This is a genomic window from Aequitasia blattaphilus (genome assembly GCF_024721305.1).
Lineage (GTDB): Bacteria > Bacillota > Clostridia > Lachnospirales > Lachnospiraceae > Aequitasia > Aequitasia blattaphila.
This window is the reverse complement of the sequence record NZ_JAMXOD010000001.1, coordinates 163240-175832: the sequence shown is the minus strand read 5'-3', so window position 1 is coordinate 175832 and position 12593 is coordinate 163240. Positions and strand designations below refer to the sequence as shown.

Genomic DNA, 12593 nt, shown 5'->3' with positions numbered 1-12593 from the left:
CTTTTCTATCAGGCATTTTCATTTATGATTCTTTGTATTGTTTCTTGATTTATTTTCCCCTCCATCGGGCCAAATTCTGCTGCGTTTAGGGCACCAGCAGCAGCAGCCATTTTTGTAGTGTCCAATAATGATTTTCCTTCTAACAATCCACTAATAAAGGCTCCATCAAAACTATCTCCTGCCCCAGTCGCATCTTTTTGGATAATCGGATATACTCCCACCTGTAGCGTTTCACCACGCGTATACACCGTACACCCTTGGGATCCATTTTTTAAAGTCAGTATTTCTAACTTCTCATTTTCAAAACACTGTAAAATCGCCTCTTTTACATCCTTCTTGCCAGTTATACTAAGTAACTCCTCAACTCCAGGCATGAAAATATTCGTATGTTTTACGACTTCTGCAACCACCTGATTCACTGAATCATCTTGTAAAAGCTCCTTTCGTATATTGGGGTCAAAAGATATTTTTGCACCTCTGCGAATTGCCAACTTCATTGTTTTGACAATCTCCTTTGCAAATGCTTTACTTGCCATCAACGAACATCCCATAATATGAAAATATTTAATACCATCAAAGATATCTTCCGCTGGCATTTTTGCTTCCACTGCCGGAGTATTTCCCATATGGAAAATAAATTTTCTCGATCCATCTGAAAAGTAAGTCACAAATGCTACCCCGGTGGATTTTTCATCACTTTTAATCACTTGAGAAATATTCACACCATCCTTCTGCATTCTGTCCAATAAGTTTTTTCCAAAATCATCATTCCCAACCCCGCCAATAATACCGGCACTATGTCCCAATCTAGCTACTGTATCAATAAAAATTGTTGGTGCTCCGCTTGGGTAAGGTCCTCTAAATGTTCCCTCAACATCCAACGAAACATCTTCTTTCTCCCTCATAATCTCAACAATCATTTCACCCATAATCCAAACTTCTGCCACTTTTGTACCTCCTTACAAAAACTTTTTCTTTAGAAACCGTAACGATTCGGTTATGTGCATAGTAAGTTGTTCCTGAGATGCACCTTCACTTAAATCGCGCCATACTTTTATATCTCTTCCAACTTCACCGCCCGAAATCATGAATGGCTCCATTACCACGCCTTTATTATAAGCAATGTCCTTCAATGCTTGCGCAACTGCATCCCAATCAATCGAATTGTTCATGCCCGGTAATTTTCTATTTCCTTCTCCTACATGGAAATGACCAAGCATAGCATCGCACTCACGAATTGCCTCTGCCATATTATCCTCTTCGATATTCATGTGGAAGGTATCCAATAGAATATCTATATTCGGGCTACCCACCTGCTCGCAGTACTTTTTCGCTTCTTTACAATCTGTTAGTATAAAAGTTTCATAGCGATTTAAAACTTCCAGGGATATATGTATATCCATGGCTTCTGCTTTCTTTGCAAGTATTTTCAAGGAATCAATGCTTCTTTCCCACGCAATAACTTTATCCGTTTCCATAAAATCACTTGGCCAAAATGAATAAATTGCCCCAATCAATTTATGACTATCTATCTTTTTCATCTGTTCCATCACTTTTTCAAAAAATGAAATACCGTTCTCCCGAATATTCTTATCTTTATTGGCCAAATCATATTCTTTTGCCGGTCCACTGTTCGCAACCAGCTCGACACCATATTCTATTGCTAATTTACGTAACTTTTCTAACTCATCATCATCCATATGATATAAATGATCAGCTCCAACTTCTAACATGTCAAAGCCAATCTTTGCCACTTTCTCTATTACTTCACAATAATTACAACTCCATACATTTCCCCAGTAAGAATAACTCGTACCAAATTTCATAATCTTTCTCCTTCTCGCTTTTTACAAATTGTGCTCGTGCTCAATTTAATTCATATACTATCACACTCTATTTCACTGTGCAATCTGTAATTATTCACACTAATTTCTTTCTTTTTTTGTGCATTTTTACTCATCGTTAGTTTTTATTGCTTATTCAATGTGCTCGTATATATTTTTTTGCCGTATTAGTAGACACATTTCGATATTTATGATAGCATATACGTATATAAAATACTTGATAGTAAGGAGAATCACGATGTCCGTAACAATTAAAGAAATTGCACAGTTAGCAAATGTTTCTCGTGCCACCGTAGATAAAGTCATAAACCATAGACCCGGTGTAAAAAAGGAAACTCGTGATAGAATTGAAACAATTATCGAGGAATTAAATTATCAACCTAATCTTCTAGGCAAAGCACTGGTGCAAAGCAAGGAACCAATGAAGATTGGAATCATATTAACCCCCGATCACAATCCATTTATCCAGACAATTCTGCACGGTATACGAAGAGCCGAACAAGAGTATAGTCAATTCGGCTTCACCATTATAGTCAAGATGCTAACCACATTAGAACCCGCCGAACTCGTAAGCATTCTAAGCGAATTGGAAACTTTGGGCGTAGAGGGAATCGCTTTCATTCCACTTGACGACGAACAAGTAATCCTCAAAGCCAACCAATTAGCGAAAAATGGCATTGCTATCTTAACTTGGAATTCAAAATTAGAAGGCATACAAGACTTTCGTTACGTTGGACAAGATCACGTCAAAGGAGGACGCATTGCTGCAGGGTTGATGGAAAAATTATTACCTGCCGGTGGAAACATCTGTATTATTACCAGTTCTCGTGAATTGTCTTGCCACCAAGATCGGTTAGAAGGCTTTACACAAAGAATATCCCAGTGTAAAAATCCTTTTAAAATTTTGGAAATTAGGGAAAACCAAGATAAAAGGGACGAGGCTTTCAAATTGACATTAGAATACTGTAACCTCTATCCTGAAATTGACGGAATTTATCTCACCAGTAGCGGTTGCGATGGCGCCGTTAACGCTTTGTCGCTTGTTAATCGCCTTTATAATACGCGGCTGATTTGCCATGACTTAGTTCCAGAAACAGAGAAGCTTTTGGAGGATGACTCACTTGATTTTGTTTTAAGCCAAAGTGCTGAAGTACAAGGGTACCAATTGGTCAAAGAACTTTTTGACTACCTTATGAAAAAACAAAGACCATCCTCTCATTTTTTTGAAATCCCCGTCGAGATTATTACGAAAGAATTAGTCTAAAAATAGTAGAGTATTTCACTAACTAGCAAGTTATACCTCAAAAAAATTGGGTATCCTTCAAATTCTTGTAGAATACCCAATTATATTTCGGACTTATCTCCCATATTAAAATAGCTTTTTCCCATCTAAAAAGCTGATGTCCAATTCTTTTGCTAAGCTTCCCTGTTTGAAAGGATTGATTTTCTCCACTACACCGTCACGCTTGAAAAATGTTCCGGTACTCTTAAACCAGAATGTGACTCCTGCTTTAACACATTGATCACGAATATTTAGCACCCAATCATAGTCACACTCTCTTGCATCCCGCCCATTCTCACCGCTTAAAGAGACATGATCTACTCCTGCAAGATAAGGTGACAGATCAATTTCCTCTAACAAGGGAGAACAGGCAATAAATCGGCGCTTCATGGGATAGGATAAAAACAGAGGAAGGCGGTAATCCGCCATTTCCTGATTCTCAACCGTACATCCAATATTAATGTTATCATACCCTTCGCCCCAATCCTCGGGAAGAGATTCCAGAAATCGGTCAATCCGCTTCGTTAAAATCAAAAAATCAATATCTTGCCGCTCTTTTATCATCTTCCAAACTTCTTTACGCCATTCATCAGCTTCGGGAAGAAAAAAATCCGTTGCAAAGCAAGTGGCCAGAATTTTATCTCCCTTAATGTTATATTCACCCTTTTTATTTCTCCTAATTGGCCAATCAAATTTATCCGTTTTTTCAATTGTGTTTTGACCATATCTTTTCGCATTTGGCCCGTAGAAATAGCACTGATCACAACCAGCACTCATTCTATAACAGCCTGTCCATGGTTCCCAATTCATACACCGCTCCTTAACATTTGATTTACTTTTCCAACATAGCCTCTAATAAGGAATCAATATCTTTTGCAATCAGACTGTGCATTGTGTCTTTATACTTATAGTAATCAATTGCCAATACCTTTTCCTTCACGATATCTCTTAACTCCTCTTTATATAGAACCAAATCTTTTAATGACGCAAGTGCTTGCCTGACAGCTGTTGGTTTTTCATCATTAAGAATACAAAGTGCCTCTTCTATGTTTTCATCAATTACACCGTCCGAATCCCATTGCGCTTGTTTACAGAACAATCGAAATCCTCGTACTCGTATCACATATTTTTTATCGCCTATCATTTCTACAAATTTATCTATATAAGGATATAATATTGCTGTATCATCCGACATTAGCTCTAATTCTTTCAACGCTTCAAATGCTTTCGATGTATCCTTATCCTCTAAAAGTAGCAACATATAGTCCAAGTCCATATCACTTCCTCCATTACATAGGTTGTAAATTGCATGTTTTTATCCATTACTCTGCCTTTCCATCCAAGATAGTTTCAATCAAGTTGTCGTTTCCATCGTAAACAAGCTTTAAAGAAAAGAACTCTCTTCTCTCTTGTAAGAGTTTTAAAAATATCTTATCTCCTTCCCAAAGCGAAAGATTAAAAAGCTTTTCTTTTTCGATCCACTCAAGATGTCCTTCATCACAGTCGGTTAAGTCTCCCTCAAATCCATCTGCCGTATATAACATGATATATTCCGTAATACCGGTTCCTGATATAAAGGTCAGAATTCCTCTGAATTGATATGAGGTTAAGGTTAATCCCGTCTCTTCTTTCACTTCCCTTAGGAGACATTCTTCCGGGCTCTCGTTCTCTTTAAAGTGACCGCCCACGCCAATCCATTTCCCGGCATTCACGTCATTTTTCTTCGAAATTCTGTGGAGCATAAGATATTGATTATCCCGCTCAATGTAACACAAGGTACTGATATCTGTCATTCTTTCTCTCCATCCATAATAAATAGTGCAGCATCCTCGTTCATAAACAGCTTTTCTCCGTGATAAAATAACGCACTCTGCACTTTAGAAAAACCCACTTTTTCCATTGTCCTCTTTAAGTCGTTCTGGTCAAATCCATTGTGAACATCTTGGGACACAATGGTTGGATTCTTATCAAAATCAATAATGATAAGATGACCATTTGGATTCAGCATCTGAAACAACTGCTTTAATATAAACTCCGTATCCTTAATATGAAGAAGCGTCTGTACGATGAAAATATAATCTCCTCTAATATCTCTCACACTCTCTTCTTCTAAATTCAGACACAGTGTTGTGGCATTCTCTGTCTGTAGTTGTTCAATTTTCTGCTCTACAACTTCTGTCATTTTTTGTGCGGAATCAATGAATAAAACGGTTTTAAAGTCTTCCAGAAATTCCATGCCAACAAGCCCTGTTCCACACCCAAAATCAACCAGTGCTTTCTCTTTTGTATTGCCCTGCTGGATATTCGTCCGAATCACATCGGAACAGATTTTCGCTACCTCTATACGCTTCTCTGTATCATATTGATACGCAATACGCTCAAATATCTCTATGTTTCCCATAGCATCTACTCCTTATAAATCCCAATCCCGTGAATATCACTGCTGCGATCCACAAAAGCCGGAAAAAGAAATCCCTTTTTCGGAGGATCCAACTCATAGTCTCCATGAAAGGGACAAATCCCACAGATAATAAAGCTATACACCTCTTCCGATTCATCTAATCTCTCACCGTCTTTTGCCTTCATTGGCACATCATAATTTCCATAAAACAGATAAATTGCAAAAGGCCCCTTTAAGGAATACCTCTCTCCCATTACCTCGTAAAAAACATCCAGTAATCCATCATTTTTAAGCTCACATTCTTTCAGTGCCATTAACATCTGCCAAAGGCTTCCCGTCTTTTCATCCTCTTTCTCAAACTGGTATCCAATTAATTGAACATTCGTTTCTGAAAAAGGAATTGCTTTAGCGATTTCCAGATTTTTATTCTTCTCTTTTGGTGAAAGCTTTAAAAAACTGGTATTAAAGGTTCCATCTATATATCCCTCTTCATCAAAGTATGCACCTGCAATCCGAGTAAAGCAATTTCGTGTCGTGGTCATTCTTCTGGTAAGCTCCAGCATATCTTCCCGATTTATTTTCCTGCCCTTTTTCATAGTCCGCTCCCTATATCTTGTAATAAGTCATCATAATAGGCATCGTTTCTCTACTATATGCCGCAAGAGAATAGCTTCCCTTGTTCATACACCAATCCGAAACCAGAGCCCGTTCACATATGGCATAATACTGAGTAATTTGATGTATTGTCTTATCTCTTACGATCTGGTTCCTGCTTTGCCCCTCTTCAATAATCGAAGAAATCAAACGATAATACTTTCGATTCCGGTCCAGCAACTTCTTTTCACCTTTTGAGGAGAGCTGAGAAGAATACAGTGAGGCAAGCAAATCCAAACTGATTTTATCCTCCATATAGCGATGCATTTCATAATTCAGAAAGAGAAGCTTGTCAAAACTATTCATCTTCGGATCCATTTTCTCTTCCAACTCATAGTATTTTTTATCTAACATATCAGCCAAAGTATCTAAAAGTGAATCCTTCCCAGAAAAATGGTAATAAAAGGAGCCCTTGGATGTATCCGAATTTATGATAATATCCTCCACCGTTGTTTCCTCATATCCCTTTTTTCGAAAAAGCTCCCATGCTGACTGAATAATTCTATTTTTAACACTTAACTTGTTCTCACTCAATTTTTTATCTCCTTGTTATCTGGTGTCACAAGTATACCGTGTTTATAATGTCTTTGCAATCCTGGCTCCTTCTAAAACCGCTTCCATGACACTACTTCGGAATCCGTTTTTTTCGAGAATCCTTATTCCACCTATGGTAGTTCCACCTGGACTTGATACCATATCCTTTAACTCTCCTGGATGTTTTCCTGTCTCTAAGAGCAGCTTTGCACTTCCAAGAACAGCCTGAGCCGCAAATCGATATGCCTGACTTCTTGGCATCCCTCCTGCCACTGCACCATCTGCTAATGCTTCTATAAAGAGAAAGGTATAGGCTGGAGAGCTTCCACTTACTCCTGTTACAATATCCATAAGATTCTCTGGTACAAACTCAACTTTTCCAAACCCGGATAAAATTTTCTTTGCCTTTTCAATTTCCTCTTCATTAACAGCTTCATTACAACAAGCACCTGTCATACCTTCATTCACCATTGCCGGAGTATTCGGCATGGTACGAACAACCTTTACTTTTTTTTCCATTTTCTCTTCCAGCCATCCCAATGTCTTCCCCGGAATAATCGTAATAAACAGCTGATCTTCTCTTGCTGCTTTTTTAATATCCCGAATAACCGCTTCACAATATTGCGGTTTCACAGATAGTATAACAATCTCTGAATTCTGAACCACCTCACAATTATCCTCGGTCACATGAATTCCAAACTTTTCTTCTGCACTCCTCCTGCTTGGCTCAAAGGGGTCTGATCCGATTATTTCGATTGCATCATAAGTCTTATGTTCCAGTATTCCTCCAAGCATTGCTTTTGCCATATTGCCACATCCAATAAATCCTAGTTTATACATCTTATTCCTCCTCTATTGTATTCGTTTTCTTTAATTGTATACATTGTATTATTTTGAATACAACTTACCATTTACTCCTTCTTTTGTCAATAGCTTCCTTGATTTTTCATGCCTAAATGTATACAATTACAAGTAACCAACGTAGAAAAGAGGTTATGATTATGAAGAAAGCATCCTTATCCGATTTAGCCTATGAGAGCATTAAAGATAACATCTTAAAGCTTGTCTATCCTCCCGGCTCAGCTTTGACAGAAACTGGTCTTGCAAATGAGCTTGGGATGAGCAGAAATCCAATACGAACAGCTGTGAAGCAGTTAGAAATCGAAGGACTGCTTCTAACGGATTATCACAAATCCATCATTGTAAAACCCATCACGCAAAAAGATATTGACGAAATCTATCAATTACGGGAAATCTTAGAGTCCAAAGCCTTTCGTATGATATTTGATGAAAATCGTATGACAGAGTTCTCTTACCGCATTGAAGAAAAGGTTGTCCGTATGTTTGCCAATGCCGAAGATATCTATGACTGGGAGATTGCCGATATCGAGATGCATATGGAAATTATCAGCGTCTTTGAAAACAGTCGTATCAACCGGATTTATGAAAACAATCTCTATGAACTTGTTCGTATGGGCCAATATTCTGTAAAACACGGTATGGCAATTCATCAAACCAATGAAAATTTGCGAAGAATGGTTGAACTTATGCGAAGCAATGACTTTGAAGGCGCCTATAGTATCTTAGAAAAAGATCATTTTGTGACAGGAAAAGAAACTGCAACTCTTTAATGGGCTGCAGTTTTTTTCTTGACAATTCTTTGTTTCATTGTTACTTTTAGACTATAGTTCAAACTACAGTCTAAAAGGAGGTGCTTATGACTCTAATTACCGGAATACAAAAGTATTCCATACATGATGGAGATGGGATTCGCACTACCGTTTTTTTCAAAGGATGCCCTTTGAATTGTATTTGGTGCCATAATCCTGAAACCCAAAGCTATCAACGAGAATTGCTTTCCGACAAAGAGGCTTGCATTAACTGTGGGAAATGTAAAGCTGCCTGTCCCTTTGACTCTTGTCAAAGCTGTGGCACTTGTGTGGATGTATGTCCTTTAAACCTGCGGGAGATTGCTGGTGAAGAATATACCATACCCAATCTCTTAAAGGAGCTAAAAAAAGATGAAATGTTTTATGAGGAATCCGGCGGGGGTGTGACCCTTTCCGGCGGCGAGGTATTAGCTCAGGACATGGATTACATTGAAACGCTTATGATGCGGCTGTCACGTATTGGGATTCCTGCCAATATTGATACTTGTGGTTATGTCCCCTATGAAAATATTCAACGTATCCTCCCTTTTACAGATACATTTCTCTATGATGTCAAGCTGGTGAATCAAGAGAAGCATAAGAAGTATATCGGTAAGGATAACCAATTAATCCTTGAAAACTTGATTCGTCTCTCACAAGATGGGGGAAAGCTTCATATTCGCATTCCGGTGATAAAAGAAGTGAATGGTTCAAAAGAGGATTTGCAGGAGATCATAGATTTTCTTACAAACAATAATATCCTTGTACAACGTATTCATCTTCTTCCTTACCACAACACGGGATCTGGAAAATACGAAAAGCTTGGAAAGCAATATCAGGGAAAAGCTTTTACTCCACCCTCTCCTGAAGAGATGGAGAATTTTAAAAAACTCTTTATAAATGCAGGATTTCACAATACGAAGATTGGAGGATAATGAAATGGAAGAAAGAGGCATGAATGCACGTATTCGCAGTTTGAGAAGGAAAAGCTTAGAGACCAGAGCACACATTGATATGGAGCGAACAAAAAGTATGACGAAAACCTATGAAAGGTATGAAGGTTCTATGTCAGTTCCTGAGCTTCGTGCAATGGTTTTAAAAGACTATTTCTCTACCAAAAAACTCTACATTGGAGATGGCGAATTGATTGTCGGGGAAAAAGGAGATTCTCCCCAAGCTTCTCCTACCTTTCCAGAGCTCTGCTGTCATACCATTGAAGACATGCACGTTATGAATGACAGGGAACTGATAAACTTCCAGGTAAAAGAGGAAGATTATACTTATCAGAAAGACTCTGTAATACCTTTTTGGGAAAAGCGCTCCATTCGAAAACGAATTCTTGACAACATGACAGAGGACTGGAAAAATGCTTATGAAGCCGGTCTTTTCACTGAATTCATGGAACAGCGTGGTCCTGGTCATACAGTGGGCTCATTTAAAATATACGAAAAAGGATTTTTAGACTACAAAAAAGACATTCAAAATTCTATGGACAACTTAGATTTATTAAATGATCCTCACGCAACAAAAAAAATGGATCAGTTAAAGGGAATGATGATTGCTTGTGATGGAATTCTGATTCTGGGGGCGCGATATGCCGCTTACGCAAGAGAGCTGGCTGAAACAGAAACCAACGAACAGAGAAAAGAAGAGCTTCTTCAAATTGCCCAAAACTGTGATGTTGTTCCTGCACATAAACCCCAGACCTATTGGCAGGCAATTCAGATGTACTGGTTCGTACACTTAGGAGTTACAACGGAATTAAACCCATGGGATGCCTATAGTCCAGGCAGATTGGATCAACATCTAAATGGCTTTTATGAAAATGACGTAGAAAAAGGTACTCTGGATGATGAAAAAGCCCTGGAGCTTTTAGAATGTCTCTGGATTAAATTTAACAACCAGCCAGCACCTCCAAAAGTAGGTATTACTCTAAAGGAAAGTAGTACTTACACAGATTTCGCAAATATTAACACCGGTGGAATTACTCCCACTGGCGAAAATGGTGTGAATAATGTCAGCTATCTAATCTTAGATTGTATGGAGGAAATGCAGCTTTTACAGCCTAGTTCTAATGTTCAAATCAGTAAAAAAACACCTGCAAAGTTCCTGAAAAGAGCATGTGAAGTGTCCAGACACGGCTGGGGACAACCTGCCTTTTACAACACGGAAGCCATCATCCAAGAGCTTCTAAATGCGGGGAAATCACTGGAAGATGCAAGATGTGGCGGAACCAGTGGTTGTGTCGAAACAGGTGCCTTTGGAAATGAAGCTTATATCTTAACCGGTTATTTTAATATCCCTAAGATTTTTGAGTTGACATTGACAAATGGCTATGATACGGTTTCCGGGAAACAGTTAGGTCTTAAGCTTGGAGAAGCAAAAGATTTTCAAACTTACGAGGAGCTTTTTGAAGCTTTCTCAAAACAGATTAAATACTTCATCGATATCAAGGTAAAGGGAAGCAATGTGATTGAACAAATCTATGCAAATTATATGCCTGCGCCCTTCCTTTCGATTATAACCAATGACTGTATTTCCACCGGAAAAGATTATAATGCCGGAGGAGCCCGCTATAACACAAAATATATCCAAGGAGTTGGTATTGGAACGATTACCGATTCCCTTGCTGCTATAAAGTACAACGTATATGACAAGAAAAACTTTACAATGGAAGAGCTTATGGCTGGAATTTCAGATAACTTCCAGGGTCATGACCAGCTTCTAAATATGGTGCGCAATAAAACGCCAAAGTATGGTAATGACGAGGATTACGCAGACGATATTATGAAAAGTGTTTTTGAAATGTACCGAAAAGAAGTAACAGGCCGCCCCAATATGAACGGAGGCTTTTATCGTATTAATATGCTTCCCACTACCTGCCATGTGTACTTTGGAGAAGTAATGACAGCCAGCCCCAACGGAAGACTGGCACACAAACCTGTGTCCGAAGGAATTTCTCCTGAAAAAGGTGCCGATATAAATGGTCCTACTGCAGTAATCAAATCTGCCTCTAAAATGGACCACCTTCAAACGGGAGGAACTCTTTTAAACCAAAAATTCACACCCCAAGTAGTTGCTGGTGAGGAGGGTCTAAAACAGATGGCAAATCTGGTTCGCACCTACTTTAACATGGACGGACATCACATCCAGTTTAATGTAATTGACCGGGAGACCCTCATTCAAGCCCAGAAACATCCTGAGGATTATAAAGATTTAATCGTTCGGGTTGCAGGATATAGTGATCATTTCCGTAATTTAAGTAAGGAACTACAAGATGAAATCATTAACCGAACAGAACAAAGCTTCAACTAAACGAAAAAGTGGATTTACAAATCCCGTAGTTATTTTTTTACTTGCATCCTTGTGCTGCTGCCTATGGGGGAGTGCTTTCCCCGCTATCAAAATAGGATATCAATGGTTTCAAATCAAAGGCGCCGGAAGTCAGATACTCTTTGCCGGGTATCGCTTTCTTCTGGCAGGAATCATCGTCTTTGTGATTGGAAGCATTTTGGAAAAGAGGGTTCTTCGTATGAAGCCCTCTTCCATTCCGTATATTTTCGGTCAGGGACTATTACAGACTACTCTGCAGTACATCTGTTTTTACATTGGTCTTGCTCATACAACAGGAGCAAAGGGCTCCATTATTAATGCCACAAATGGATTCGTCTCTATTATTGTCGCTCACTTCCTCTTGAAATCCGAGAAGATGACCGGCAAGAAGGTAATCGGCTGTATATTCGGTCTTTTGGGCGTGATTGTGGTCAATCTGTCTTCCGGTGAAATGGGAGGCGGATTTGCATGGAACGGTGAAGGGCTTATTCTACTTTGCTCCATTCTCTATGGAACCAGTACCGTTACCCTGAAAATGATTTCAAAAAAAGAAAGCCCCATTACAATTACAGCCTTTCAGCTTCTGTTTGGGAGCTTCCTTTTGATTGCTCTTGGTTTGATTTTAGGCGGGAACGTAGGCGGGTTCACACCCAAGTCTGCTTTACTTTTCCTCTATCTTGGGCTCCTTACGGCTGTTGCTTTTAGCCTTTGGTCCATGCTTTTAAAATACAATCCCGTTGGAAAGGTCGCCATTTTCGGATTTACGATCCCGGTTTTTGGCGTCTTCTTATCCGGTCTCCTTCTGGGGGAGAGAATCCTATCGGTTCAAAATATCTTAGCACTTCTGATGGTCAGCGTAGGAATTGTGATTGTAAACCGAGAAAAAAACTAAAACA

The 12593-nt window shown here is 38.9% G+C and carries 14 protein-coding genes; 5 read left to right on the top strand and 9 right to left on the bottom strand.

Annotation, left to right across the window (positions count from 1 at the left end):
- Nucleotides 1-8: 8 nt before the first annotated feature.
- Complete coding sequence (locus NHH15_RS00855) at nucleotides 9-947, bottom strand: sugar kinase (RefSeq protein ID WP_262064743.1); 939 nt, start codon at nucleotides 945-947, stop codon at nucleotides 9-11.
- Nucleotides 948-959: 12 nt separating this feature from the next.
- The gene (locus NHH15_RS00850; RefSeq protein ID WP_262064742.1) at nucleotides 960-1826 is read right to left on the bottom strand and encodes a D-psicose 3-epimerase; all 867 of its coding nucleotides are present in this window, start codon (nucleotides 1824-1826) and stop codon (nucleotides 960-962) included.
- Between the two features lie 256 nt (nucleotides 1827-2082).
- Between NHH15_RS00850 and NHH15_RS00845 the strand changes: the two genes are divergently transcribed.
- Complete coding sequence (locus tag NHH15_RS00845; RefSeq protein ID WP_262064741.1) at nucleotides 2083-3108, top strand: LacI family DNA-binding transcriptional regulator; 1026 nt, start codon at nucleotides 2083-2085, stop codon at nucleotides 3106-3108.
- Between the two features lie 105 nt (nucleotides 3109-3213).
- Here NHH15_RS00845 and NHH15_RS00840 read toward each other — a convergent pair whose 3' ends face one another.
- From NHH15_RS00840 to proC, 7 genes are read right to left on the bottom strand one after another with little or no spacing between them, the layout of a single operon-like run.
- On the bottom strand, nucleotides 3214-3936 hold the full coding sequence (locus NHH15_RS00840) for a phage Gp37/Gp68 family protein (protein WP_262064740.1): 723 nt from the start codon (nucleotides 3934-3936) through the stop codon (nucleotides 3214-3216).
- A 22-nt stretch (nucleotides 3937-3958) separates the two neighbouring features.
- Nucleotides 3959-4402: a hypothetical protein gene (locus NHH15_RS00835; protein WP_262064739.1), complete on the bottom strand. Its 444-nt coding sequence runs from the start codon at nucleotides 4400-4402 to the stop codon at nucleotides 3959-3961.
- Between the two features lie 46 nt (nucleotides 4403-4448).
- The gene (locus tag NHH15_RS00830) at nucleotides 4449-4919 is read right to left on the bottom strand and encodes an NUDIX hydrolase (RefSeq protein ID WP_262064738.1); all 471 of its coding nucleotides are present in this window, start codon (nucleotides 4917-4919) and stop codon (nucleotides 4449-4451) included.
- Nucleotides 4916-5527: a class I SAM-dependent methyltransferase gene (locus tag NHH15_RS00825; protein ID WP_262064737.1), complete on the bottom strand. Its 612-nt coding sequence runs from the start codon at nucleotides 5525-5527 to the stop codon at nucleotides 4916-4918. Before NHH15_RS00825 ends, NHH15_RS00830 begins: the two co-directional genes overlap by 4 nt.
- A gap of 5 nt (nucleotides 5528-5532) precedes the next feature.
- Nucleotides 5533-6123, bottom strand: a complete 591-nt coding sequence (locus NHH15_RS00820) for a DUF4317 domain-containing protein (RefSeq protein WP_262064736.1) — start codon at nucleotides 6121-6123, stop codon at nucleotides 5533-5535.
- 10 nt (nucleotides 6124-6133) lie between these two features.
- Nucleotides 6134-6715, bottom strand: coding sequence for a TetR/AcrR family transcriptional regulator (locus NHH15_RS00815; protein WP_262064735.1), 582 nt, complete (start codon nucleotides 6713-6715; stop codon nucleotides 6134-6136).
- Nucleotides 6716-6757: 42 nt separating this feature from the next.
- Nucleotides 6758-7555 (bottom strand): pyrroline-5-carboxylate reductase, encoded by a 798-nt coding sequence (proC, locus tag NHH15_RS00810; protein ID WP_262064734.1) that lies wholly within the window; start codon nucleotides 7553-7555, stop codon nucleotides 6758-6760.
- Nucleotides 7556-7716: 161 nt separating this feature from the next.
- Between proC and NHH15_RS00805 the strand changes: the two genes are divergently transcribed.
- The 4 genes from NHH15_RS00805 to NHH15_RS00790 all read left to right on the top strand — a co-directional run bounded on the left by NHH15_RS00805 (nucleotide 7717) and on the right by NHH15_RS00790 (nucleotide 12589).
- Nucleotides 7717-8346 carry a GntR family transcriptional regulator gene (locus tag NHH15_RS00805; protein WP_262064733.1) on the top strand — a complete coding sequence of 210 codons (630 nt, stop codon included), beginning with the start codon at nucleotides 7717-7719 and terminating at the stop codon, nucleotides 8344-8346.
- 86 nt (nucleotides 8347-8432) lie between these two features.
- Nucleotides 8433-9299, top strand: a complete 867-nt coding sequence (locus NHH15_RS00800) for a glycyl-radical enzyme activating protein (protein ID WP_262064732.1) — start codon at nucleotides 8433-8435, stop codon at nucleotides 9297-9299.
- A 4-nt stretch (nucleotides 9300-9303) separates the two neighbouring features.
- A complete protein-coding gene (gene hypD, locus NHH15_RS00795) occupies nucleotides 9304-11679 on the top strand; it encodes a trans-4-hydroxy-L-proline dehydratase (RefSeq protein ID WP_262064731.1) in 2376 nt (791 codons plus the stop codon).
- Nucleotides 11642-12589 (top strand): DMT family transporter, encoded by a 948-nt coding sequence (locus tag NHH15_RS00790; protein ID WP_262064730.1) that lies wholly within the window; start codon nucleotides 11642-11644, stop codon nucleotides 12587-12589. Before hypD ends, NHH15_RS00790 begins: the two co-directional genes overlap by 38 nt.
- The last annotated feature ends 4 nt before the right edge of the window (nucleotides 12590-12593 follow it).

Bases quoted from the DNA above. Each gene is read 5' to 3' on its own strand.
- NHH15_RS00850 (WP_262064742.1), bottom strand. From the start codon at position 1,826: ATGAAATTTGGTACGAGTTATTCTTACTGGGGAAATGTATGGAGTTGT.
- NHH15_RS00845 (WP_262064741.1), top strand. From the start codon at position 2,083: ATGTCCGTAACAATTAAAGAAATTGCACAGTTAGCAAATGTTTCTCGT.
- NHH15_RS00840 (WP_262064740.1), bottom strand. From the start codon at position 3,936: ATGAATTGGGAACCATGGACAGGCTGTTATAGAATGAGTGCTGGTTGT.
- NHH15_RS00835 (WP_262064739.1), bottom strand. From the start codon at position 4,402: ATGGACTTGGACTATATGTTGCTACTTTTAGAGGATAAGGATACATCG.
- NHH15_RS00830 (WP_262064738.1), bottom strand. From the start codon at position 4,919: ATGACAGATATCAGTACCTTGTGTTACATTGAGCGGGATAATCAATAT.
- NHH15_RS00825 (WP_262064737.1), bottom strand. From the start codon at position 5,527: ATGGGAAACATAGAGATATTTGAGCGTATTGCGTATCAATATGATACA.
- NHH15_RS00820 (WP_262064736.1), bottom strand. From the start codon at position 6,123: ATGAAAAAGGGCAGGAAAATAAATCGGGAAGATATGCTGGAGCTTACC.
- proC (WP_262064734.1), bottom strand. From the start codon at position 7,555: ATGTATAAACTAGGATTTATTGGATGTGGCAATATGGCAAAAGCAATG.
- NHH15_RS00805 (WP_262064733.1), top strand. From the start codon at position 7,717: ATGAAGAAAGCATCCTTATCCGATTTAGCCTATGAGAGCATTAAAGAT.
- NHH15_RS00800 (WP_262064732.1), top strand. From the start codon at position 8,433: ATGACTCTAATTACCGGAATACAAAAGTATTCCATACATGATGGAGAT.
- hypD (WP_262064731.1), top strand. From the start codon at position 9,304: ATGGAAGAAAGAGGCATGAATGCACGTATTCGCAGTTTGAGAAGGAAA.
- NHH15_RS00790 (WP_262064730.1), top strand. From the start codon at position 11,642: ATGAAATCATTAACCGAACAGAACAAAGCTTCAACTAAACGAAAAAGT.